This window comes from Bradyrhizobium sp. USDA 372, assembly GCF_053629095.1.
On the sequence record NZ_JBRJHR010000001.1, the window covers coordinates 5,809,040 to 5,833,025 of the forward strand.

24 protein-coding genes are annotated in these 23,986 nt (G+C 65.2%); 17 read left to right on the forward strand and 7 right to left on the reverse strand.

The genetic code is table 11. The features are described 5' to 3' along the window. Positions 1–96 precede the first annotated feature (96 nt). Positions 97–1,533, reverse strand: a complete 1,437-nt coding sequence (pyk, locus tag AB7M16_RS27150) for a pyruvate kinase (protein WP_172784761.1) — start codon at positions 1,531–1,533, stop codon at positions 97–99. After that, the gene (locus AB7M16_RS27155) at positions 1,530–2,111 is read right to left on the reverse strand and encodes a DUF1036 domain-containing protein (protein WP_271503822.1); all 582 of its coding nucleotides are present in this window, start codon (positions 2,109–2,111) and stop codon (positions 1,530–1,532) included. The genes pyk and AB7M16_RS27155 overlap by 4 nt, the downstream gene beginning before the upstream one ends. Before the next feature lie 155 nt (positions 2,112–2,266). Between AB7M16_RS27155 and AB7M16_RS27160 the strand changes: the two genes are divergently transcribed. From AB7M16_RS27160 to AB7M16_RS27170, 3 genes are all read left to right on the forward strand, one after another. Then, a complete protein-coding gene (locus AB7M16_RS27160; protein WP_260382135.1) occupies positions 2,267–2,572 on the forward strand; it encodes a DUF1244 domain-containing protein in 306 nt (101 codons plus the stop codon). Between the two features lie 195 nt (positions 2,573–2,767). Next, positions 2,768–3,040, forward strand: a complete 273-nt coding sequence (locus tag AB7M16_RS27165) for a DUF2312 domain-containing protein (RefSeq protein WP_018641571.1) — start codon at positions 2,768–2,770, stop codon at positions 3,038–3,040. A gap of 86 nt (positions 3,041–3,126) precedes the next feature. Further along, positions 3,127–4,893: an adenylate/guanylate cyclase domain-containing protein gene (locus AB7M16_RS27170; protein WP_439365749.1), complete on the forward strand. Its 1,767-nt coding sequence runs from the start codon at positions 3,127–3,129 to the stop codon at positions 4,891–4,893. Between the two features lie 78 nt (positions 4,894–4,971). Here AB7M16_RS27170 and AB7M16_RS27175 read toward each other — a convergent pair whose 3' ends face one another. From AB7M16_RS27175 to AB7M16_RS27185, 3 genes are all read right to left on the reverse strand, one after another. Further along, positions 4,972–6,573, reverse strand: a complete 1,602-nt coding sequence (locus AB7M16_RS27175) for a DUF882 domain-containing protein (protein ID WP_453945582.1) — start codon at positions 6,571–6,573, stop codon at positions 4,972–4,974. 275 nt (positions 6,574–6,848) lie between these two features. Beyond that, positions 6,849–9,023, reverse strand: coding sequence for a L,D-transpeptidase family protein (locus AB7M16_RS27180; protein WP_172784756.1), 2,175 nt, complete (start codon positions 9,021–9,023; stop codon positions 6,849–6,851). A 351-nt stretch (positions 9,024–9,374) separates the two neighbouring features. Next, on the reverse strand, positions 9,375–10,871 hold the full coding sequence (locus AB7M16_RS27185; RefSeq protein ID WP_453945583.1) for a sigma-54-dependent transcriptional regulator: 1,497 nt from the start codon (positions 10,869–10,871) through the stop codon (positions 9,375–9,377). A gap of 127 nt (positions 10,872–10,998) precedes the next feature. Here AB7M16_RS27185 and AB7M16_RS27190 point away from each other — a divergent pair, with 127 nt between their 5' ends. The 13 genes from AB7M16_RS27190 (at position 10,999) to AB7M16_RS27250 (ending at position 21,895) form a co-directional block, all read left to right on the forward strand. Continuing rightward, positions 10,999–12,921, forward strand: coding sequence for a M3 family oligoendopeptidase (locus AB7M16_RS27190; RefSeq protein WP_453945584.1), 1,923 nt, complete (start codon positions 10,999–11,001; stop codon positions 12,919–12,921). 95 nt (positions 12,922–13,016) lie between these two features. Then, entirely contained in the window at positions 13,017–13,241 is a 225-nt protein-coding gene (locus tag AB7M16_RS27195) for an AbrB/MazE/SpoVT family DNA-binding domain-containing protein (protein ID WP_124162834.1), read from the forward strand. Between the two features lie 13 nt (positions 13,242–13,254). Further along, entirely contained in the window at positions 13,255–13,650 is a 396-nt protein-coding gene (locus AB7M16_RS27200; protein ID WP_453945585.1) for a type II toxin-antitoxin system death-on-curing family toxin, read from the forward strand. A 97-nt stretch (positions 13,651–13,747) separates the two neighbouring features. Then, complete coding sequence (locus tag AB7M16_RS27205) at positions 13,748–13,900, forward strand: aa3-type cytochrome c oxidase subunit IV (RefSeq protein ID WP_018317799.1); 153 nt, start codon at positions 13,748–13,750, stop codon at positions 13,898–13,900. Between the two features lie 137 nt (positions 13,901–14,037). Beyond that, positions 14,038–15,165 (forward strand): Re/Si-specific NAD(P)(+) transhydrogenase subunit alpha, encoded by a 1,128-nt coding sequence (locus tag AB7M16_RS27210; RefSeq protein WP_453945586.1) that lies wholly within the window; start codon positions 14,038–14,040, stop codon positions 15,163–15,165. Positions 15,166–15,176: 11 nt separating this feature from the next. Next, positions 15,177–15,494 (forward strand): proton-translocating transhydrogenase family protein, encoded by a 318-nt coding sequence (locus AB7M16_RS27215; protein ID WP_014492434.1) that lies wholly within the window; start codon positions 15,177–15,179, stop codon positions 15,492–15,494. A gap of 39 nt (positions 15,495–15,533) precedes the next feature. Continuing rightward, a complete protein-coding gene (locus AB7M16_RS27220) occupies positions 15,534–16,931 on the forward strand; it encodes an NAD(P)(+) transhydrogenase (Re/Si-specific) subunit beta (protein ID WP_453945587.1) in 1,398 nt (465 codons plus the stop codon). Between the two features lie 13 nt (positions 16,932–16,944). Next, the gene (locus tag AB7M16_RS27225) at positions 16,945–17,115 is read left to right on the forward strand and encodes a hypothetical protein (RefSeq protein ID WP_211407108.1); all 171 of its coding nucleotides are present in this window, start codon (positions 16,945–16,947) and stop codon (positions 17,113–17,115) included. Positions 17,116–17,141: 26 nt separating this feature from the next. Next, positions 17,142–17,936, forward strand: coding sequence for an alpha/beta hydrolase (locus AB7M16_RS27230; protein ID WP_453947271.1), 795 nt, complete (start codon positions 17,142–17,144; stop codon positions 17,934–17,936). Beyond that, positions 17,890–19,368 (forward strand): sodium:proton antiporter, encoded by a 1,479-nt coding sequence (locus tag AB7M16_RS27235; protein WP_453947272.1) that lies wholly within the window; start codon positions 17,890–17,892, stop codon positions 19,366–19,368. The genes AB7M16_RS27230 and AB7M16_RS27235 overlap by 47 nt, the downstream gene beginning before the upstream one ends. A 134-nt stretch (positions 19,369–19,502) precedes the next feature. Beyond that, positions 19,503–20,600, forward strand: a complete 1,098-nt coding sequence (locus tag AB7M16_RS27240) for a calcium:proton antiporter (protein ID WP_453945588.1) — start codon at positions 19,503–19,505, stop codon at positions 20,598–20,600. Positions 20,601–20,612: 12 nt separating this feature from the next. Next, positions 20,613–20,897 (forward strand): cupin domain-containing protein, encoded by a 285-nt coding sequence (locus AB7M16_RS27245; RefSeq protein ID WP_172784749.1) that lies wholly within the window; start codon positions 20,613–20,615, stop codon positions 20,895–20,897. Between the two features lie 92 nt (positions 20,898–20,989). Further along, the gene (locus AB7M16_RS27250; RefSeq protein ID WP_453945589.1) at positions 20,990–21,895 is read left to right on the forward strand and encodes a hypothetical protein; all 906 of its coding nucleotides are present in this window, start codon (positions 20,990–20,992) and stop codon (positions 21,893–21,895) included. Positions 21,896–21,921: 26 nt separating this feature from the next. On the opposite strand, the gene AB7M16_RS27255 is transcribed toward AB7M16_RS27250, so the two are convergent. Together AB7M16_RS27255 and rpsU are read right to left on the reverse strand one after the other, a co-directional pair. Further along, positions 21,922–22,572 (reverse strand): tetratricopeptide repeat protein, encoded by a 651-nt coding sequence (locus tag AB7M16_RS27255; RefSeq protein ID WP_453945590.1) that lies wholly within the window; start codon positions 22,570–22,572, stop codon positions 21,922–21,924. Positions 22,573–22,673: 101 nt separating this feature from the next. Beyond that, on the reverse strand, positions 22,674–22,970 hold the full coding sequence (gene rpsU, locus AB7M16_RS27260) for a 30S ribosomal protein S21 (RefSeq protein ID WP_008546194.1): 297 nt from the start codon (positions 22,968–22,970) through the stop codon (positions 22,674–22,676). Between the two features lie 259 nt (positions 22,971–23,229). Between rpsU and aqpZ the strand changes: the two genes are divergently transcribed. Then, complete coding sequence (gene aqpZ, locus AB7M16_RS27265) at positions 23,230–23,952, forward strand: aquaporin Z (protein ID WP_271503781.1); 723 nt, start codon at positions 23,230–23,232, stop codon at positions 23,950–23,952. Positions 23,953–23,986: the final 34 nt, after the last annotated feature.

Here is a 23,986-nt window from a genome sequence, read left to right on the forward strand (position 1 = left end):
TGCCTTTTCGCAAAACCCCGGCAAATCCGGCCAAGCGGCCGGCTACTGTGCATGGGGTTGTTTTTCGACTTTGTGTTTGGCGGCCTCTGGCGAGGCTTACAGGTTGGCGTCGCCCTCGGGGCCGACCGAGGCGATGCGTACCATGTTGGTGGTGCCGGGGATGCCGAGTGGCACGCCGGCGACGATGATCACGCGCTGGCCGGCGCGGACGAAGCCGTCCCGGAACGCGATCTGGCCGGCGCGGCTGACCATGTCGTCCTGGTCGCGCGCGTCTTCCGCCACCACGCAATGCACGCCCCAGGCAACCGCGAGCCGGCGGCCGGCGGTGATGTTCGGCGTGATCGCCACGATCGGCGGCTTCGGCCGCTCGCGCGCCACGCGCACGGCGGTCGAGCCCGACGAGGTCCAGCAGATCAAGGCCGGCAGGTCGAGCGTCTCGGCGATCTGCCGGGCGGCGTCGGCGATGGCATCGCCCGCGGTGGATTCCGGTGCCGGGCGCTGGGCCATGATCACCGAACGGTAGGTCGGGTCGCGCTCGACCTCCTCGCCGATCCGGTTCATGGTCGAGACCGCCTCGACCGGGAATTTGCCGGCGGCCGATTCCGCGGACAGCATGATGGCGTCGGCACCCTCATAGACCGCGGTGGCGACGTCGGAGACTTCGGCGCGGGTCGGCACCGGCGACTGGATCATCGATTCCAGCATCTGGGTCGCGATCACCACCGGCTTCCCGGCGCGGCGCGCCATCCGCGTCATCTGCTTCTGCAGGCTCGGCACCCGCTCCAGCGGCAGCTCGACGCCGAGGTCGCCGCGGGCCACCATCAGCGCATCGGAAGCCTCGATGATGTCGGCGAGGCGGTCGATCGCCTGCGGCTTCTCGATCTTGGCCATCACGGCGGCGCGGCCGCGGATCATCTTCTTGGCCTCGATCACGTCGTCGGCGCGCTGCACGAAGGACAGCGCGATCCAGTCGACGCCGGTGACGAGGGCGGCCTCGAGGTCGGCGCGGTCCTTGGGCGTCATCGCCGAGACCGGCAAATCGGTGTCGGGCAGGCTGACGCCCTTGCGGTCGCTCATCTTGCCGCCGACCACGACACGGGTCACCGCATGCTCTTTCGAGGTCTCCTCCGCGATCAGCCGCACCTTGCCGTCGTCGAGCAGCAGCGCATGGCCGGGCCTGAGCGCGGCCAGGATCTCCGGATGCGGGAGATTGACGCGCGTGGCATCGCCCGGCGCCTTGTCGGAATCCAGCGTGAAGGTCTGGCCGTTCTGGAGCTGGATCGCCCCCTCGGCAAAGGAGCCCAGTCTCAGCTTCGGGCCCTGCAGGTCGACCAGGATGCCGATCGGCCGACCGTAGCTAGACTCGACGTTGCGGATCGTCGCGACCAGCTCCCGCATCTTGTCATGCGGGGTGTGGCTCATGTTGATGCGGAACAGGTCAGCGCCGGCCTCGAACAGGCGGCGGATCATCGCGAGGTCTGAAGAGGCCGGTCCCAGGGTCGCGAGAATCTTGATACGGCGAAGACGCCTCATGGCTTATTTCCAGGCGGGGGTGGCAGGCCGGGCGAGCCCGGGGGCGTAGCACCGGGCGGGCTATTGGGCAAACCCGGAACCCCGCCCGGGCCCACCGGACCGGGCAGGCCAGGCACGCGTTGCTGCGCCGGCTGTTCGTTGGCGTCGGTCAGCTGCACCGTCCAGGCCCGCTGCTCGCCGGTGTCGACCTCGAAATAGCCGGTGCGGTCATAGCCGCGCGCCAGGCAATCCTCGGTGCCGCGGATGGTGAACTCCTTGTCGCGCGAGCACATGAAGGCCTGGCCCGACCATTCGCCGCCGCGGTCGTAGTCGATGGCGTAGATGTAGTAATAGCGGGCGACCAGCGTGCCCCGCAGCAACGTCTCGCAGGAACGGGACGAGATGTTCCACCAGCCCTCGGTGGTCCAGCCCTCGGCATCCTTGTAGCCGAGCGCAATCCCGACCCGGCTCGAGGTGTTGTTGCAGAGGCGGAAATCGGCGGAGGCGGGGCTGGCGGCAAGGCACAGCAGGGCGACCACCAGCACCGGGACCAACCGGGCGAGCAGGTAAAGCGGGGAGCGGGGAGATTCGGTCGTCATTGTCGCGGAAGCTATACCAGATCATTGACGATTTGGCGTTGGGCCGGGGCCAGCCCGGCCGTGGCCCCTTTGCGCCGCGATATGGCAAAATCTGTGACAACACCCACCTGATCCCCTAACGCTAACCTCCACCGGCACGGTTAAGGACGACAGCCATGGCAATCGACGACAAAACCAGAACGGAGCTCGAGGCGGCCGCTTTCCGGCGCCTAGTCGAGCATCTGCGGAGCCGGACGGACGTCCAGAATATCGACTTGATGAATCTGGCCGGTTTCTGCCGCAACTGCCTCTCGAACTGGCTCAAGGACGCCGCGGACGCCCAGGGCGTCGCCTTGAGCAAGGACGAGAGCCGGGAGGCCGTCTACGGCATGCCCTACGAGACCTGGAAGGCGAAGCACCAGGGCCCGGCCACGCCCGAGCAGATCGAGGCGATGAAGAAGGTCCATCCCCACGGACATTGAACGGCCCATCGCCGAGCCCTGAGTCGCTCCACACAACAGCTTTCTTTGCATCAGTGCAGGAAGGTGTGGGCGCGCTGTGGACGAGCGTGATGCTTGCTTGAACGCTGGGAGCGCCGACCCTAAGGGTCTACCCAGCACGCGCGGTGAGGGATGCCGGCGTCACCTCGTTTTGCCAGTTCCATTGGGAGTACCAAGATGGCCACCTCCGCCGCCGTCCGCGACGACGAGCCCGCGACGAAATTTGCCAAGGACCAGCTCAAATCCATCATCGAGCGCATCGAGCGGCTGGAGGAAGAGAAGAAGGCGATCTCCGACGACATCCGCGACGTCTATGCCGAGAGCAAAGGCAACGGCTACGACGTCAAGGCGCTGCGCACCATCGTGCGCCTGCGCAAGCAGGACCCCAACGAGCGTGCCGAGGCCGAGACGATCCTTGAAACCTATATGCAGGCGCTGGGGATGCTCTGAGGCGCCTCGCCCGGCCGGCGTTGCAGCGCACCAAGCTTGGGCAAAATCTCGGCATCTGCTAGATTGCTCGGTGAAGGGACCGAGCGATGGATGTGCCGGGACCAGAGCGCAGGCTTGCCGCGGTTCTTGCCGCCGACATGGTCGGCTTCAGCCGGCTGATGGAGGTCGACGAGGCCGGCACCCTCGCGCGCCTCAAGACCCATCGGGTCGAACTCATCGATCCCGCCATTGCGAAGAATCGCGGCCGTATCATCAAGACGACCGGCGACGGCATGCTCGCGGAATTCCACAGCGTCGTCGATGCCGTGCTATGTGCGGCCGAGGTTCAGCGGCGCATGGCGCGGCGCAATGCCGACGTCGCGCCGCCGCGGTGGATCCAATTCCGCATCGGCATCAATCTCGGCGACGTCATCGTCGATCAGAACGACATTTTCGGCGATGGCGTCAACGTCGCGGCGCGGCTGGAGACGCTGGCCGAGCCTGGAGGCATCTGCATCTCCAGCGCGGTTCGCGACCAGCTGGGCGAGCGCCTCGATGGCGTCGCATTCGAGGACATCGGCGAGCAGAACGTCAAGAACATCGCGCGCGCCATCCGCGTCTACCGGATCCGATTGGAGGATGCGCCGGCAAGCACGCCAGCCGGTGCGACGGCCGCCGCAAAGCCGATTGGCAAGTCGAAGAAGCCGTCAATCGCCGTGCTGCCCTTCGCCAACATGAGCGGCGATCCGGAACAGGAGTTCTTCGCCGACGGTCTCACCGAGGACATCATCACCGAGCTTTCACGCTTCCACGACCTGCTGGTGATCTCGCGCAACTCGACCTTCGTGTACAAGGGAAAGTCGGTCAAGGTACAGGATGTTGGCCGCGAATTCGGTGTCGACTACGTCATCGAGGGAAGCGTGCGAAAGGCCGGGGATCGCGTCCGCGTCACCGTGCAGCTGATCGATGCGGAGACGGATCGGCACATTTGGGCCGAGCGTTACGACGGCGAGCTCAAGGACATCTTCGCCATCCAGGACGAGATGACCCGGGCGATCGCCGCCACATTGCCCGGCCGCGTCGAGGCGGCGACGCACGATCGCGCGAACCGCAAGCCGACGGACAACATGGCGGCCTACGAATGCGTGCTGGCCGCGAAGGTCTTGCACCATCGCTCCAATCGCGAAGACAATGCGCGGGCGCAACTTCTGCTCGACCGGGCGCTCGAACTCGACGCGAGCTATGCGCACGCGCATGCGTGGAAGGCGTGCGTCCTCGGCCAGACCTGGGTCTATAATTGGTGCGCGGATCGCGACGCCACCTTCCAGCAGGTGGCTGCAGAGCTGGAAACCGCGCTGGTCCTCGACGACAATGACAGCGACGTCCACCGCATCCTCGCGGCACTCAATCTGAATCGCGACGACCATGATAAGGCCACTTACCATCAGGAACGCGCGCTCGCGCTCAACCCGAACTATGACCTCGTGGTGGTGCAGCAGGGCGAACTGCTGACCTGGCTGGGGAGGCCGGAGGAGGGCATCGACTGGATCAAGAAGGCGATGCGGCTCAACCCATATCACCCGGAACGATTCTGGAGCCATCTCGGGCGTGCCTATTACTGCGCTGAGAAATACGCCGAAGCCGCCGAAGCTTTCTCGCGGATCTCACGTCCCGATCACACCCATCATGCGTTCCTTGCCGGGATCTTCGCGCAGATGGGCAATGCAGTGGCTGCCGGTGCGCACGCGGCCGAAGTTCTCAAGCGTGAGCCGGCGTTCTCGGTGGCCAATCATCTTGCTACCCAGCATTACAAGCAGCAGGTCGATCGTCAGCGCTATGAGGCAGGCCTTCTCCGGGCAGGCCTGCCGGCTTGATCTGGCGCACGGCGGAGACTGCCTACGATCATCGCAAGATGGGCTACGAGACTGAATTCGTGGAGGTCGCTATGCGCCTCAGCGCAGCGCGGCGGTGCGCACGACGAACGACGTCGTCTCGAGCTTTGCGGTCGCGCTGCCCGAGAAATTGTCGCAGGACAGGCCCAGCATCGGATCGTCGGAGAAGCCCATCGCGATCACGGCCTTCGGCTTGACGAAATAGCCGCGCAGCGCCGCGGTATCGAGTTCGCCCATCAGCGTCACCGACATCGCGCGGCTGGCGCTCGGCGACAGCATCACGATCTTGAGCCAGATGCTCTCGCCCTTGGCCGCGGAGAGGCGGGTCGCGGTTGCGATCCTGCCGTCGATGCTCTTGCCGACCACCGTGTTGATCTCCGCTGCCTGGGCCACGCTGCGGGGACGGGCGGTGCGCGGGATCGGCGCGGAGGCGGCGACGACATTGGCGCGGTCGACCGGCGAGGCCGCCGGCGCGAAAGCCAGGGCCTGGAGGGCCGCGTTGGGCACGCTCGCGGTTGGTTGCGGATCGGTAGCCGCAGCCAGCGCCTGACGCGCCTTCAGCGCTGCGACCTGCGCCGGCGTCGCCTGCTGCGGCGTCGCAGGAACGTCATCCCAGAAGCCGCGCGCATTGATGATGTCGGCCGGGGTCTCCGGCTTGCCGGAAGCGGGCTTGTCAGCCACGGGCGCCGGCTTCGGCTTGGGCGGCGCGACGATCTGCGCATCGGCTGAGGCGAGCTGGATCGCTGTGGCGATCTGCGGCTTGGCGCGCGGCGTCGGCACCGGCTCGGTGGGCTTGGCAGCTGCGACGACCGTCGCTGCCGCCGGCTTCGCGGCCGGCGCGGGCGCGCCCTCGTCATCCTCGTCGCTGCCGGCCGGAGCTGCCGACTTGCTCTTGAACAGCGCGGCGAAGAAATTCGGCTTGCTGCCGGCATCGTCGGCGCTGCCGCGTCGCTCGATCTCGGCCTTGGCGAGCTCATAGTTCTTCAGCGGCACGCCGTCGGTCGGCAGATGCACCGTCTTGCCGTCCGGGAACACGCGCGCGAGCTGGTCATGCGTCATCCGCGGCCAGTGCCGGACGCTGCCGGTGTCGAGGTGCACGAAGGGCGAGCCGGAGGTCGGATAGAAGCCAACGCCGCCGCGCTGCAGGCGCAGGCCGGCGAAGCGGATCTGCTCCAGCGGCACACCCGGGATGTAGAAGTCCATCGCATGTCCCAGCATGTGCTGGCTGGCGCGCGCCACGCCGGAGGAGCGGCGGCGGAGCATGGCGTTGGTGGCGGGAGAACGATAGGAGGAGATGATCTGGATGGGCTGCTTGCCGTCGACGTCCCGATAGACTTCCCAGAGGATGTCGAACAGGCGGCGGTCCATCACCGTCTCGTCCTGGGTGCGCCAGTCGCGCAGGAAGTGGTTGAGCTGCTTCAGCGCCGCCTCGTCATAGCGCCCGTCGCGCTTGAAGGTGACGGTGAGGTCTTCGCCGGAATGGGTGTGGTGGAACGAGAGCGTCTTGGTCTCGTTCAGCGCGGCGGCGTCATGAACCGAACCAGCGGCCGCAAGCAGCAATGCAGCCGCGAGGCCGATCCGGGATCCGGCCTTCACGCCCGCATGGGACAACGACAGCACAGCAAGTTGGCGTGCGAGACCAGTCAGCACGTATGAGCCCACCCAGTCGACGAGCGTTCAAATGGACTCTCCCGCCAACCCCGTTAGCAGCGCGAAAGAGGATGAACGCTTTCTTAAAGCGAGAAGGTTAATTTGACGTTGACCTTCCCGCCCCCAAACCAAGTCAGAATACGATCCTAAGCCGTTGACTGTGGCAAAAAAACGCCCGCCGCCCCAGGGCGGGTCGCAGCATGGTTAACGTTAAGCGGCCCCATCCGAGGGATGAGGCCGCTGATTTCATTACATAATTCCTGTAAGCCAAGGGTGCCGAGCGAGGCTCAGCGGGTAAACACCCGCTGCGGACGGCGGCCGACCGGCGCCGGCGGCGCGGCCTGGGTGGGCGCCCCGAACAGCCGCTCGAAGAAGTTGGGCCCGGACGAGCCGAAGCCGCTGTTAGCCACGGCCACCCCGGAGGGCAGCGTCGTCGCCGGACGCGAATAGCTCGGCTGGGAATGCGCCACGACGGCCTCGAGGTCCTTGCCGCGGTTGTTCTTCAGGATGTTGATCATGGTCGCGTCGCGGCCATAGACGTCCTTGCGGAATTGCAACTTGCCGGCGTCGTCCACGAACGCGGTCTGATAGGTGATGTTGACCGGGATCGGGGTCGGAAATTTCAGGTCGATCTCGCTCTTGCCGTACATGCTGCGCACGCGCTCCGGCGTGTACTTCTCGTTCGGCATGGCGATGTTGAGCAGCACGGAGGCGTACTGATCCGGATTCTGCACGCGCATGCAGCCATGGCTGAAGGCGCGCTCGTCCCGGGCGAACAAATGCTTGTCCGGGGTGTCGTGCTGATAGACCAGGAACTTGTTCGGGAAGTTGAAGCGGATGCGGCCGAGCGCGTTGGCCTCGCCGGGTGGCTGCGAGATGTGCACCGAACCGTCGCGGTTCTGCTCCAGCCTGAGGCCCATGCGCTGAAGCACGGTCGGGTCCTGCTGCAGGGCCGGCAGGTATTCGTTGTAGACGATCGACGGCGGCACGTTCCAGGTCGGATTGACCGTGATGTACTTCATCGTCTCGGTGAGCAGCGGGGTCGCATGCGAACCCGGCTTGCCGGTCACGACGCGGGTGGTCCAGACCTGCTGGCCGCGCTGCATCACCTTCAGCGTGAAGTCCGGAATGTTGAGGATGACATAGGCATCGCCCAGCGCCGGCGTGCCGAGGTCGCGCGGCAGCCAGCGCCAGCGCTCCATGTTCACCAGCACCACGTCGATCTGCTTGTCGCGCTTGGGAGTGTTGAGCGCCTTGACCGTCTTGTCGTCGAGGATGCCGGTCGGCTTCAGCTCGACGCTGGTCTGGAATTTGCGCACGGCTTCCGCCACCGCAGCGTCGTAGCGGGTGTCGCTGGCATTCTCGGCGAGGCCGAGCTTGGCGCGCAGTTGCGGCACGCGCGGATCTTCCACGACGATCTCAGCCTGCTTCTTGCCGGCCGGGGTATATTTCAGCGCCGGACCGTCGGCGATCTCGATCACCGGACCGCTGCCCTGGCCGCGCAGCTCGGCGAGCTTGGCCTTCAGCTCCTTGTAGAGCTTGTGCGGCGGGTTGTAGCTGTCGAGCGCCGCGGAGGCGTCGCTCGCGGTCGTGACCTTGGCGAGTACCTCGCCGGGCTCGACCGGGTGCTCGGGATAGAGGATGTCGCCGCTGACCTGCGACCAATGCATGCGGCCGCTCTGGGCGTGGCGGGCGTAGTCGAACATCCCGGCGGTGAGCTTGAGCTCGGCATCGGCCAGCGCATCGGGCGTCGTGGCGGCGGCGAAATCCGGCACCGGATAGTCGGCGGGATTTAGACCGTCGGAGGCCGCGTCCTTGAGCCGCGCGATCACGCCCTTGGCCGCAGCAGTCAGGCTGCCGCCTTGCGTCCAGACCGGCGCGAAGTCGCGCGCGCCGTAAAACTTCTCGACGGCCGCCCGCTCGTTCTTGCGGTCGAAATGGCGCGAGGTCTTGGCGCCGATCATGTCCTTGAGCCTGTCCGCGACCGGCTGGTCGGCGGCGGGCACGGTGCTTGCGGCCTTCACCGGCTCGGCGGCCGGTGCTGCGGGAGCCGCCGGGGTGGCGGTCGCGGTGTCGGCCTTGGCAGGCTCGGTCTTTGCCGGCTCGGTCTTCGCAGTCTCGCTCTTCGGCGCTTCTGGCGCGGGTGTGGTGACAACGTCGGACGGCTTGGTCTCGACCTTGTCCGGCGCTGGTGCGACGTCCGTCTTGGCGGAGTCCCTCGCAGCGTCCTTCGTCGAATCCTGCACCGTGGCGGTGGTGTCGAGCTTGATGTCGGCTGCAGTCGGGGGCGGGACGTTTGCGGGCTCGGGGCGCGGGATCGCAGCTTCGATCGCGAGCTCGGCGGCGCTGCTGCGCACCTGATCCTGCGCCAGGGCCGAGCTGGCCGACACCGTGAGGAAGGTTGCCGCGACCGTCATCAAGACACGGTCAAAGCCCACACGATGGTTCAAACAGTCACGCATTGTGTCGCACCCCTCGGGTGAGCTGTTCCTTCGTGGAACAGCTTCGTTATCGCCTAGTGATGAGTTACGGCTAAAACCGCGCCGGCCTCTCGAAAGTTGCACGCCTGCACGCAACGATTCTGACGCAGACGATATATAGGCCCCGATTTTGCAGCCAGCGCTACCCGGGACGACTCACGACAAACTGACTTCAAGGGAGCCTCTTGGCAACGGATTGTACGCTTCTGCCACGCGCTTTTCCCTCTGTCTGTCACTTCCAAGTCACGGTTCAAATCGCAGACGAATTCCGTCGGCACGCGAACGGCTTAGAGCGGTCTCGCACCGCGGCGCGAACCCCCATTCACGCTGGGCTCAGTGCGTCTCCTCACCGCTTTTGCCGCCATGCCCGGGAACCCCGGCCTCGTCGAGTTTGCGGTAGAGCGTCGAGCGGCCGATCTTGAGGCGGCGAGCCACTTCGGACATCTGGCCGCGATAGTGCGAGATCGCGAACCGGATGATCTCGTTCTCCATGTCGTCCAGCGGGCGGACATCCCCGGTCGCAGTGAGCATGGAGAGCGTTCCCACCAGGGGGAGCGGAGCGATTGGTATTTCGTTACCCGACACCAGGGAGGGCGTCGCCGCCGGCTCGAGCATCAGCGGGGCGGTCGGAATTTCCGTGGCGGGATGTGGCTGCGAGGCGAGCAGCGGGAAGTCGCCGAGAGCGAGCTGGTCTCCGTCGCTCATCACCACGGCGCGGTAGACCGCGTTCTCGAGCTGGCGGATGTTGCCGGGCCAGTCGAGCTGGGCAAGGTGGGCCACCGCCTCGCCGCTGATCCCGGCGATCGGGCGGTTCTCCTCTGCGGCGAAGCGCGCGATGAAATGCCTGAGCAGATGCGGGATATCCTCGCGCCGCGCGCGCAGCGAGGGGATCGTCAGCGGCAGCACGTGCAGCCGATAGAACAGGTCTTCGCGGAAATGTCCCTGCTTGACCCGCTCCAGCAGCTTGCGATTGGTGGCCGAGATGATGCGGACGTCGACCTTGAGCGGCTTGCGGCCGCCGACCGATTCCACGGCGCCTTCCTGGAGCGCGCGCAGCAGCTTCACTTGCGCCGTCAGCGGCAGCTCGCTGACCTCGTCCAGAAACAGCGTGCCGCCATGAGCCTCGACGAACTTGCCGGTGTGCCGCTCGGTGGCGCCGGTGAAGGCGCCCTTCTCATGCCCGAACAGGATGGACTCGACGAGGTTGTCTGGAATCGCGCCGCAATTGACCGCGACGAACGGCTTGGCCTTGCGCTCGCCGCTGCCATGGATGGCGCGCGCGAACATCTCCTTGCCGACGCCGGACTCGCCCTCGATCAGCACGGGGATCGCGGAGTTTGCCGCCTTCTGGGCGGCACGCATCACGCCCGCCATCGCTTCGGAGCGGGTGATGATGTCGGAGAAGGTGAGCCGTCCTTCGCGGCTGTGACGGATGCGCTGCAATTCGCCCTTGAGCGCGGACGTGTTGAGCGCGTTGCGCAGCGAGACCTGGAGCCGCTCGACGCCGACCGGCTTGACGACGAAATCGGCCGCGCCCGCGCGCATCGCGGAGATCACGTTGTCGATGCCGCCATGGGCGGTCTGCACGATGACGGGGACGCTCAGGCCGGCTTCGCGGATCTTGGCCAATACGCCCATGCCGTCGAGGCCGGGCATCACGAGATCGAGGATGACGGCGTCGATGGCCGGTCCGTCGGGAGCGGTGAGGGCGGCGATTGCGGCGTCGCCGGAGTCCACGACGACCGTCTCATAGCCGCATTTCTGCACCATGTTCTCGACCAGCCGGCGGGCTACAGCGTCGTCGTCGGCGATCAAAATACTGGCAGCCATGGTGTTCCCCGCACGCTACTACTATCTGTCTCGAATCGGGGCACTCTGGCCGAAGCCGATTAACGCACGCTTAATCCTTGATGCCCCCGCCCGCCGCCGCGATTGTTGAACACAGGTTTCCCACACAATGAATTCGCGCTCCAAGTCTGCCTCGAACAAGCCCGCTCTTAAGAAGACCGCTCTCAAGAAGTCCGCTTCCAGCAAGCCCGCTCTCCGTAAGCCAAGCGCCAAACAATCCGCCGCCAAGGCAAGACCCTCCAAAGCTGCGAGCAAGACCGGCAAGCTTCCCGAGTGGAACCTGGCCGACCTCTACTCCGGGATCGACGCGCCGGAAGTGGCGCGCGATCTCGAGAAAATGGATGCCGACTGCGTCGCCTTCGAGACGGACTACAAGGGCAAGCTGGCGACAGGGACAGCAAACGAAGATGGCGGAAAATGGCTCGCCGAAGCGGTGCGACGCTATGAGGCGATCGACGATCTCGCCGGCCGTCTCGGCTCCTATGCCGGCCTCGTCCATGCCGGCGACAGCGTGGACCCTGCGATTTCAAAGTTTTACGGCGATGTGTCCGAACGGCTGACGGCGGCGTCCACGCATCTGTTGTTCTTCGCGCTCGAGCTCAACCGGATCGATGACGATATTTTGAATCGCGCGATGCAGGCCGCCGAGCTCGCGCACTACCGTCCCTGGATCGAGGATCTGCGCAAGGAGAAGCCGTACCAGCTCGACGACAAGCTCGAGCAGCTTTTCCTCGAGAAGGCGCAAACCGGCTATTCTGCCTTCAACCGTCTGTTCGACCAGACCATCTCCAGCCTGCGCTTCAAGCTCGGCACCAAGGAGCTCGCGATCGAGCCGACGCTCAACCTGTTGCAGGACCGCGACGGCTCCAAGCGCAAGAGCGCGGCGGAGGCGCTGGCGAAGACCTTCAAGGCCAATGAGCGCACCTTTGCGCTGATCACCAACACGCTCGCCAAGGACAAGGACATCTCCGACCGCTGGCGCGGCTTCAAGGACGTCGCCGATTCCCGCCATCTGAACAACCGCGTCGAGCGCGAGGTCGTCGACGCGCTGGTCGCCTCGGTGCGCGCAGCCTATCCGAAACTGTCGCATCGCTATTACGCATTGAAGGCGAAATGGTTCGGCAAGAAACGGCTGGCCTATTGGGACCGCAACGCGCCGCTGCCTTTTGCGGCGACTGACGTCATCGCCTGGCCGGAGGCGCGCAGCATGGTGCTGACGGCCTATCGCGGCTTCTCGCCCAAAATGGCCGATATCGCCGAGCGCTTCTTCACCGACCGCTGGATCGACGCGCCGGTGCGGCCGGGCAAGGTGCCGGGGGCGTTCTCGCATCCGACCACGCCATCGGCTCATCCTTACGTGCTGATGAACTACCAGGGCAAGCCGCGCGACGTGATGACCCTCGCGCATGAGCTCGGTCATGGCGTCCATCAGGTGCTCGCGGCAAAGAACGGTGCGCTGATGGCGCCGACGCCGCTGACGCTGGCGGAGACCGCGAGCGTGTTTGGCGAAATGCTCACCTTCAAGCGACTGCTGGCCCAGACCAAGAACGCAAAGCAGCGCCAGGCGCTGCTCGCCGGCAAGGTCGAGGACATGATCAACACCGTGGTTCGGCAGATCGCGTTCTATTCCTTCGAGCGCGCGGTCCACACCGAGCGCAAGAACGGCGAGCTCACCGCGACGCGGCTCGGCGAGATCTGGCTGTCGGTGCAGGGCGAGAGCCTGGGGCCGGCGATCGAGATCAAGGCGGGTTACGAGAACTACTGGATGTACATCCCGCACTTCATCCACTCGCCGTTCTACGTCTACGCCTACGCATTCGGCGACTGTCTCGTGAACTCGCTCTATGCGGTCTACGAGAACGCGGCCGAGGGTTTCGCCGAGCGCTATCTCGACATGCTCGCCGCCGGCGGCACCAAGCACTATTCCGAGCTGCTGCGCCCGTTCGGGCTCGATGCGAAGGACCCGAAGTTCTGGGACCGCGGGCTCAGCGTCATCGCGGGGATGATCGACGAACTCGAGGCGATGGGCTGAGGCGCCCGGGCGCCTCACCTTGCACGTAAGACACCTGTTGAACGAGGTCTCCGGCGATGTTATACACATGTATAACATCGCCGGAACCAAACACTATGAAAATTGAGATCAAGAAGATTGGCAATTCGGACGGATTGCTACTGCCCCGCGAGCTCATGCAGCGCCTCGATCTCAAGCGGGGGCAGCAATTGCACGTCGTGGAATTGCCTGGCGGTGGTTTTCAATTGCTGCCCTACGATCCCGACTTCGAGCGGACGATGGAAATCGCCGACGAGGTGATGGACAAGTATCGCGACACGCTCGCTGCTCTCGCAAAATAAGTCGGCGACGCGCATGAGCGATCCTCAGGAGCCGCTCTGGGTGACCTACGAACAGGCTGTCGCAATTCACGGCCGCCAACTCCGGCGCTTCGGTGGTGCGCCGGGATTGCGCGACGAGGGCATGCTGCGCTCCGCGCTGGAGCGCCCGCTCAATAAACGGCGCTATGAACGGGCGCCGATGGACGAACTCGCTGCAGCCTATGCATTCGGCCTCGCGAAGAACCCTGCATTCGTCGACGGAAACAAGCGCATCGCCTTCATGGTGATGATGGTCTTCCTTCATAAGAACGGCGTGGCCTTCAGTCCCGATCCTGCGGAGGCGACGACGATCATCCTCTCGCTCGCCGCCGGCGAAGTCAGCGAGCAGAGCCTGACGCGCTGGATCCGCGACAATTGGAATTCCAAATGACCCGATTTGCGGGAAAACCCCGCTTCGGTGCCGTTGCCCTGTCTAAATCTTTCAGGTATCCCAGCCCGAGAATTCGACTTTCGACTGGGGACATTCCATGGCCGACCATAGCGAAGTGGCGTACAGCACCGCCGACGGCAACGACTACGTTGCCCATGAGCAGACCTATGAGGGTTTCATCAAACTGGTGAAATACGGCACGGCCTCGGTCGCGCTCATCGTGATCCTGATGGCGATCTTCCTCACCTGATCCGTCCGTTGCCGCACCGCCAGCGCTGTCGGTGCCCATAAAATTTGCATTCAAGCCGGTTCTAAAACCGGTATCCAACGTTGCGGGAGTAACGCTAAGTTCGCGTGCGCGCTTTGTCCCGCGTCGCCGGAGGGCCTATGAAGATCGCCGTTGCCAAGGAAATCGATCCGTCGGAGCCGCGCGTCGCCGCTTCGCCTGATACGGTGAAAAAATTCAAGGCGCTCGGCGCCGAGATCGCCGTCGAGCCGGGTGCCGGCATCAAGTCGGGCCTTCCGGATTCCGAATTCACCGCCGTGGGCGCCATCGTCAGCACAGACGCGCTCAAGGACGCCGACATCATCATCAAGGTGAAGCGTCCCGAGGCCTCCGAGCTTGCGCAGTACAAGCGCGGCGCCCTCGTCATCGCCATCATGGACCCTTACGGCAACGAGGCCGCGCTGAAGACGATCGCGGATGCGGGCGTCGCGGCCTTCGCGATGGAATTGATGCCGCGCATCACCCGCGCGCAGGTGATGGACGTGCTGTCCTCGCAGGCCAACCTCGCCGGCTACCGTGCCGTGATCGAGGGCGCCGAGGCCTTCGGCCGCGCCTTTCCGATGATGATGACCGCGGCCGGCACCGTACCCGCCGCCAAGGTGTTCGTGATGGGCGTCGGCGTCGCCGGCCTGCAGGCGATCGCGACCGCCCGCCGTCTCGGCGCCGTGGTGACCGCGACCGACGTCCGACCCGCAACCAAGGAACAGGTCGAGTCGCTCGGCGCAAAGTTCCTCGCCGTCGAGGACGAGGAGTTCAAGAACGCACAGACCGCCGGCGGCTACGCCAAGGAAATGTCCAAAGAGTACCAGGCCAAGCAGGCCGCGCTCACTGCCGAGCACATCAAGAAGCAGGACATCGTCATCACCACCGCGCTGATTCCGGGCCGGCCGGCGCCGAAGCTCGTCAGTGCCGACATGGTGAGATCGATGAAGCCCGGCTCGGTGCTGGTCGATCTCGCCGTCGAGCGCGGCGGCAATGTCGAGGGCGCCAAGGCCGGCGAGGTCATCGACCTCGATGGCATCAAGATCGTGGGCTACACCAACGTCGCCGGCCGCGTCGCAGCCTCGGCCTCCAGCCTCTATGCCCGCAATCTGTTCTCCTTCATCGAGACCATGGTCGACAAGAACGAGAAGAAGCTCGCCGTGAACTGGGACGACGAGCTCGTCAAGGCCACTGCGCTCACCAAGGACGGCGCCGTGATCCACCCGAACTTCCAGCCGAAGGCTTAAGGAGACCCGTTATGGAGCACGCTGCACAGGTCGTCGACCCCTTCATCTTCCGGCTGTCGATCTTCGTCCTCGCCGTCTTCGTCGGTTATTTCGTGGTGTGGTCGGTGACACCCGCGCTGCACACGCCGCTGATGAGCGTGACCAACGCGATCTCCTCGGTGATCGTGGTCGGTGCGCTGCTTGCCGGCGGCGTCGCCAATGTTTCGAGCGGCTCCGGCTGGGCGCGAGCCTTCGGCTTCGTCGCGCTGATCTTTGCCTGCATCAACATCTTCGGCGGCTTCCTTGTCACCCAGCGCATGCTGGCGATGTACAAGAAGAAGTCGAAGTGAGCGGCCACCTCGGGCTGATGGGATCAATGGGGACCTGAGATGAGCGCCAACCTCTCTGCATTTCTGTATCTCGTGGCGGGAGTGCTGTTCATCCTGTCGCTGCGTGGGCTATCCAGCCCGGCTTCGTCGCGCCAGGGCAATCTGTTCGGCATGATCGGCATGGCGATCGCGGTCGCCACCACGCTTGCCAACCATCCGCCGGCTGACGGTCTCGCGTGGGTGCTGGTGATCGTCGGCATCGCGATTGGCGCCGCGATCGGCGCGGTGATCGCGCGGCGCGTGCCCATGACGTCGATGCCGGAACTCGTCGCGGCCTTCCACTCGCTGGTCGGCATGGCCGCGGTGCTGGTCGCCGCCGGCGCGTTCTATGCGCCCGAGGCGTTCGACATCGGCACGCCGGGCAATATTCACACCCAGAGCCTGGTCGAAATGTCGCTCGGTGTCGCCATCGGCGCTTTGACCTTCACCGGCTCGGTGATCGCCTTCCTCAAGCTTTCGGCACGGATGAGCGGCGCTCCGATCATCCTGCCGGCCCGCCACGTGATCAACATCGCGCTCGCGGTGGCGCTGGTCGCCTGCATCGTCGGTCTCGTCGTCACCGGCAGCCCCGTGTTCTTCTGGCTGAACGTCATCCTGGCGCTTCTGCTCGGCGTGCTCATGATCATCCCGATCGGGGGCGCCGACATGCCGGTCGTGATCTCGATGCTGAACTCCTATTCGGGGTGGGCCGCGGCCGGCATCGGCTTCACGCTCGGCAATTCCGCGCTGATCATTACCGGCGCGCTGGTCGGCTCCTCGGGCGCGATCCTGTCCTACATCATGTGCCACGCGATGAACCGGTCCTTCATCTCGGTCATCCTCGGCGGCTTCGGCGGCGAGACCGCTGCGGCCGGCGGCGGCACGGGCGAGCAGAAGCCGGCAAAGCTCGGCTCGGCCGACGATGCGGCCTTCATCATGAAGAACGCCTCCAAGGTCATCATCGTGCCCGGTTACGGCATGGCGGTGGCGCAGGCCCAGCACGCGCTGCGCGAGATGGCCGACATCCTGAAGAAGGAAGGCGTCGAGGTGAAGTACGCCATTCACCCCGTCGCCGGCCGCATGCCCGGCCACATGAACGTGTTGCTCGCCGAAGCCAACGTGCCCTATGACGAGGTGTTCGAGCTCGAGGACATCAACTCCGAATTCGCGCAGGCCGACATCGCCTTCGTGATCGGCGCCAACGACGTCACCAACCCGGCCGCAGAAGAGGACAAGACCTCGCCGATCTACGGCATGCCGGTGCTCCAGGTCTGGAAGGCCGGCACGGTGATGTTCATCAAGCGCTCGCTGGCCTCGGGTTATGCCGGTATCGACAATCCGCTGTTCTACCGCGACAACACCATGATGCTCCTCGGCGACGCCAAGAAGGTCACCGAGAACATCGTCAAGGCGATGTAGCGAGGGAGGGACCGTGGCCATCAACAAGGATTGGCACCGGTCCCATCGCATGCCGCCCAAGGCGACGCGCGAGCAGCGCATCGCCTGGCACGCTGCCCACAAGGCGGCGTGCGGCTGTCGCGACGTTCCGGCGAGTCTCCGGCCCGACGTCATGAAATTGCTGCGGAGCCGTCGCAAGCCCTAGTCTGGATCGGGGCCGGCCGCGCAATGATCACCATCGTCAAATGGACCGTCATCCTGCTCGTGGCCGTCTATCTTGCCGGTCTCGTCGTGCTGTATCTCCGCCAGCGCGAGATGCTGTTTCCGATCCCGCCCGTCGGTCGCACCGCACCCGATGCTGCGGGCCTTCCCGAGGCGGAAGAGCATGTCCTGACTACCTCGGACGGCGAGAAGGTCATCGTCTGGCACGTGCCGGCGAAACCCGGTCGTCCCGTGATCCTGTATTTTCCAGGCAATGGTGATTTTCTCGCCGGTCCTGTCGGCCGCTTCAAGGCGATGACCGCAGACGGTACCGGCCTCGTCGCGCTGTCCTATCGCGGCTATGCCGGCTCCAGCGGCGCGCCCAGCGAGGAAGGCCTGTTGCGCGATGCCGCGGCCGCCTACGCCTTCACGACCGCGCGCTACGCGGCGGAACGAATCGTCGCCTGGGGCTTTTCGCTCGGGACCGGCGTGGCGGTCGCGCTCGCCTCGGAGCAGCGCATTGGAAAGCTCATCCTGGAAGCCCCCTATACGTCGACGGCCGACATTGCAGCTTCGTCGTTCCGGTTCGTGCCGGTGCGCCTGCTGATGCGCGACCCGTTTCCCTCCGACGAGCGCATCTCGCGCGTCACGGTGCCGCTCCTGGTGATGCATGGCACCAATGACCTTGTCATTTCGATCGTGTTCGGAGAGCGTCTGTTCGCACTCGCCCGCGAGCCCAAGCGGTTCGTTCGCATGGAGGGCGGGCACGACAATCTCGATCAATATGGTGCGATCGAAACGGCGAGAGGCTTCATTGGCGGCTGACGGCTTGGCTCAACGTTACGTTCCCGCGCTCGCCGTCTCCTGCTTGACGTTTCTGCCGCAGAATGCGCTTGCCGCGACCGGGCTCGACGGCGCGGCGATGCGCTGGCCCCATGCGCTGCCCTTTGCCGGGTTGTTGCTGTCGATCGCACTGGGGCCGCTGCTGTTGCCAAAGATCTGGCATCACCATTACGGCAAGATCACAGCTGCCTGGTCGCTGCTGGCGCTCGCCGCGCTCGTCGTCTTCGCCGGCGGCATGGCGATGCTGGCGGCGCTGGTCCATGCCATCCTCGCCGAATATCTCGGCTTCATCGTGCTGCTGTTCGCGCTCTATGTCGTTGCCGGCGGCATTCTCATCACGGGCGACATCAAGGGCACGCCGGCGGCGAATGTCGGCATCCTCGCGCTCGGCACGTTGGGGGCGAGCATCGTCGGCACCACGGGTGCCGCGATGATCCTGATCCGCCCCTTGATCCGCGCCAATCGGCTGCGGCGCCACAACGCCCATGTCGTCATCTTCTTCATCATCCTGGTGGCCAATGTCGGCGGCGCGCTGAGCCCGCTCGGCGATCCCCCGCTCTTCGTCGGCTTCCTCCACGGTGTCGACTTCTTCTGGACCACGCGGACCATCTGGTTGCAGACCGCGCTGGTTGCCGGTCTGTTGCTCGCGATCTTCGCCGTCATCGACGTCTGGCGCTTTCGCAGCGAGCCGCCTCCGACTGACACAAGCCGTGGCGAGCCGTTGCGCATCCGCGGCCTCGTCAATCTGGTGCTGATCGCAGCCATCGTCGCCAGCCTGCTCGCCTCCGCGATGTGGAGGCCCGGCATCGCGTTCGATGTTCTCGGCACCAGGCTGGACCTGGAGGACCTCGTTCGCAATCTGGTGCTGCTGGCCATCGCGGCGCTGTCGGTATGGCTGACGCCCGACGAGCACAGGCAGGCCAACGGCTTCACCTGGGAGCCGATCCGCGAGGTCGCAAAGCTGTTCGCGGGCATCTTCGTCGCCATCATCCCGGTCATTGCCATGCTCAATGCCGGCCATCACGGCGCGTTCGCCTGGCTGCTGTCGGCCGTGACGGCGCCGGACGGCACCCCGCGCGAGGTCGCCTATTTCTGGTTCACCGGACTGATGTCGGCATTCCTCGACAATGCGCCGACCTATCTGCTGTTCTTCGAGCTCGCCGGCGGCGACCCGCAGGTGCTGATGCATGAGCTCTCGGGCACGCTCGCCTCGATCTCGATGGGAGCCGTCTACATGGGAGCGCTCACCTATATCGGCAACGCGCCGAACTTCATGGTGAGCAGCATCGCCCGCGAGAACGGCATCGAGATGCCGAGCTTCTTCGGTTATCTCCTGCGCGCGGGCGCCGTGCTGATCCCGTTGTTCCTGTTGCTGACGTTCCTGCCGGTCGCGCCGATCCTGCACTGGCATTGAATCTGCCGGCCGATTTGCTACTGCTCGGCCGAGCTGCGATGAATTTCATCGCACCTCGGTTTTTCGATTGCGCATGATCATATCGGAAAACCGCAACACACTTTTCCGGATCATGCTGGGATTGGAGCCGGTGGATGAGCGCGCATGATCCGATGCCCCGGTCGGCCTGGGTCTTTCCGGCGCTGGCCGTGCTGTTGTTCGCGGCCGTCAGCGCGACGGGTTACGTGTTCACGCTGTCGTTTGGCGGACTGCTCTTCGCAATCGTCCTCCTGGTCATCCTGTTCGGCACGGTGTTCGCTGCGGTTCATCATGCCGAGGTGATCGCGGAGCGGGTCGGCGACCCCTATGGCACGCTGGTGCTGACGCTGTCGGTGACCATCATCGAGGTCGCGCTGATCACCACGATCATGCTAGGCGACAAGCCTGCCCCGGCACTGGCCCGCGACACCGTGTTCGCCGTGGTCATGATCGTCTGCAACGGCCTCGTCGGGCTCTGCATCTTCATCGGCGGCCTGCGCTATCGCGAGCAGGGCTTTCAGCTCTCCGGCGCCAACGTCTATCTCAGCGTCCTGTTCGCGCTCGCGACCATCACGCTGATCATGCCGAACTACACCACCACCACGCCGGGGCCGGTCTATTCGGCGGTCCAGCTCGGCTTCGTCGACGTGGTCACGCTCGCGCTCTATGCGGTGTTCCTCTACACCCAGACCGTCCTGCACAAGGATTACTTCGTGCACGAACGTGCGGGCGGCGAGGGCGGGGCGGCGCACGTGTCTGCAGGGGCACTCGCGCTCACGGTGGTGCTGCTCCTGGTCTCGCTTCTGGCGGTCGTGCTGCTCGCCAAGAAATTCTCGCTGGTGGTCGATGCCGTGGACGCCAGGATCGGGGCGCCACCGGCCTTCGCCGGCCTTCTGGTCGCGCTGCTGATCCTGATGCCCGAGGGCGTTGCGGCCGTCGCGGCGGCGCGCAGGAACGACCTCCAGAAGAGCATCAATCTCGCCCTCGGCTCTTCGCTGGCGACCATCGGCCTGACCATTCCTGCCGTCGGCGTCGCGACCTATGCGCTCGACAAGGAACTCGAGCTCGGCCTCAGCGCCCAGGGCAGCGTCCTTTTGCTGCTGACCTTCTTCCTGAGCATGCTGACCTTCGGCACAGGCAGAACCAACGTCCTGTTCGGCCTGGTGCATATGGTGGTATTTGCCGTCTACGTGTTCATGGTTTTCGTGCCCTAGAAGGAGCTCCCGGTGCTTGCCGCCAAGTCCGACGTCCAGATCGACAACGAAGAGGTCCGGGTGACCGAATGGCGGCTTGCCCCCGGCAGCGCCACCGGCCATCACACCCATGGGATGGACTATGTGATCGTTCCGGTCGCCGCCGGCGAGATGACCATCGTGGCGCCCAATGGCGAACGGTCCAAGGCGCAGCTTTCCGCCGGAAAATCCTATTTCCGCAAGGCCGGCGTCCAGCATGACGTACTTAACGAAACCTCAACTGAGATCGTGTTCCTTGAAATTGAGCTGAAACGCTAGGGGGCGCGCCACCCTTTGCCATCGATCCGTCGCAGTTGATCCCTCACAATGCCCTAAAGTTCCCGCATCAGGTCGCGCGGGGAGTGGTCGGAATGCTGAAATACCTCGCAAAAATTTCGATGGATATTTTCCCCTCGGTGCTCGCGACGATCATCGGGGCCTACATCGTCAATCATTACATCAACGCCAAGCCGGCCGCCGACACCCCAGCCGCCGTGACCGCGCCTGCCCAGACCGGCGGCGACGGCAAGCCGACCGATAGCGCCAACCTTCCCGCGCCTGGCGTCAAGGCCAAGGGAATTCCCGAGAAGAGCGTGACGGACAAGGCGGCAGCCGAGAAGCCGGCCGATCGTCCGCCGGCCGCCGAGACCAAGGCCGCAGACGTGGCTCCCGCTGACGCCGCCCCGCGCGGCCGACCCTCTACCCGCGACAAGGCCGCGGCGAAATCCGCACCGGCTGTCTCTGCTCCGGTGGTTGAGGCCAATTCAGCCCCGACGGCGGCTTCCCCGGCTCCCGACGCCAACGATCTGGCGCGTGCTGCGATCGAGCGCCTGCGCAAATCGCCCGAGGGCAAGGCTGCCGAGGCCAAATCGTCGGAAACCAAGCCTGCCGAGGCTCGCGCTTCGGAGACCAAGCCGGCCGAGCCTGCGGTGCGGGACGCTGCCCGCACGCCGGAGGCCCCGCGGGTCGTGAATGTGGAGCCGTCCCCGGTCCGTCCGCTGCCGCCGCCGATCAATGTCTCGACGCCTTCGCTCGAGGCCTATGGCAATGCGGGCTCCAATCCGCCCTACACGGCCTCGGTCGGCAACGACGATCCGAATCGGGTGACGCCGCCGGCCGACATTCCCGTGCCGGTGATCGCGCCCCCGCTCGACCTGCGTGCCGATGCGGGCGCCTCCATGCCGCGGCCGAAGAAGACCAATGTCGCCGACGAGATGCTGTCGGGCATGAAGTCGATGTTCAACGCCGTTCTGCCCAAGAGCGCTACGCCCGACTAGAACTACGCTCAGGCCACACCAAACGGTCAGCCGCCGACGCGGGCGAGACCGCTGCGGGCGGGTTCGTCGCGTGGACGAAGCGCGACCGCCCTGGTGTAGGACGCCGCCGCCTTGGCCTTGTCGCCCAGCCGCTCATAGGCCTGACCGCGCGCGGTCCAGACCTGGGCATTGTGCGGATCCGCCTCGGAGGCTTCATCGAGATCGGCTGCGGCCTCCTTGACCTTGCCGAGCGCGAGATAGCTGGTGGCGCGGCCGAGCAGCGGCTCGGCCTTTTGCGGGTTGAGGCCACTGGCCGCGCTGAAATCGGCGATCGCGAAGTCGTGCTGGTTGTTGCCCTGGTAGATCAGGGCGCGGCCATAGAGCGCCTGCGCATTATAGGGATCGAGGCCGATCGCGCGGTTGAACTCGTCGAGCGCTGCCGTGGTCTCGCCTGACTTCGCCAGGGACTGGGCCTTCGCGGTATGGGCCTGGGCTTCGGTGACGTTGCCGGCGCTTACCGCGCCCTCGGCCGGCGCGGTGGCTTTGGGCGCTTCCTGCGGCTTGTCCTTCTCCGGCATCAGCGATCCCAGATCGAACGAGCAGCCGCACAGCGCGATTCCCGTCAACGCCACCGCGAGCGGCGGCTGCCAGATCCGACGCCGTCGCGCAAAGCCGCGCTGAGGGAAAGGGGAGGCCATCTACGGTTCGCTCGCGCTAGAGCTTGATCCGACAAGTCCTCAAAACAATAACGCGGGCCTGGGGCCCGCGTCATCGAAAACTGAAGTCTTGCTGAATCGGATCAGCGCGGTCCGCGCGGACCTGCACCGGGGCCGCCACGACCGCCGCGATCGCCGCCCGGGCCGGCGCCGAACACCGGCTTCGGCTTCATCGGCAGCAGGCCTTCGCGCTGCAGCTTCTTGCGGGCGAGCTTGCGCGCACGACGCACGGCTTCGGCCTTTTCGCGGGCCTTCTTCTCGGAGGGCTTCTCGTAATGACCGCGGAGCTTCATCTCGCGGAAAATTCCCTCGCGCTGCATCTTCTTCTTCAGCGCCTTGAGGGCTTGATCAACATTGTTATCGCGAACGAGAACCTGCACGCGGCATCCTCTTCAAGTGGATCGGATTTGAATTCTGGTAAGTCAAAGGGGATGGCGAAACGCGCAAGCCCTTAACCTTGAGCGCGCGGATGTATCAGACAAAACAGCAGATGTCCACCGGCCAAGCGGGTTTTCGGGCCAAGTTCGGCCATTAAATGCGGCGAAAATACCTCCATGCGGCCCCGATTTGGGCGGTTTGGCGCCGAGGACGGGGCCGCGCCGGAGCTTTGATCCGGATTCTTGCAATGAGGGGACCACAATGGACATCAAAAAATATGCTGCCGAAGCCATCGGCACCTTCTGGCTCACATTCGCGGGCTGCGGAAGCGCGGTGATTGCGGCCGGCTTCCCGCAGGTGGGAATCGGGCTGGTCGGCGTGTCCCTGGCCTTCGGATTGAGCGTCGTCACCATGGCCTATGCGATCGGCCACATCTCCGGCTGCCATCTCAACCCGGCCGTCACGGTCGGTCTTACCGCCGGTGGCCGTTTTCCGGCGGGGCAGGTCCTGCCTTACATCGTCGCCCAGGTGGCGGGGGCGATCATTGCCGCCTGGCTGCTCTATGTCATTGCCAGCGGGGCGCCCGGCTTCGACGTCGGCAAGGGCTTTGCCTCCAACGGCTATGACGCGCATTCGCCCGGCCAGTACAGCATGATCGTGTGCTTCCTCACCGAGGTGGTGATGACCATGATGTTCCTGTTCATCATCATGGGGGCCACCCATGGCCGCGCGCCGGCGGGTTTCGCACCGCTGGCGATCGGGCTCGCGCTGGTGATGATCCATCTCGTCAGCATTCCCGTCACCAACACCTCGGTGAACCCGGCGCGCAGCACCGGCCCGGCGCTGTTCGTCGGCGGCTGGGCGCTGTCGCAGCTCTGGCTGTTCTGGATCGCGCCGCTGATCGGCGGCGCGCTCGGCGGGGTGATCTATCGCTGGCTCAGCGAGGAGCCCACCGGCGTCGTTGCGGGCGTGAAGACGGCGTAATCGAAAAGCACCCGGCGGGATTGCAGCCTCTGCT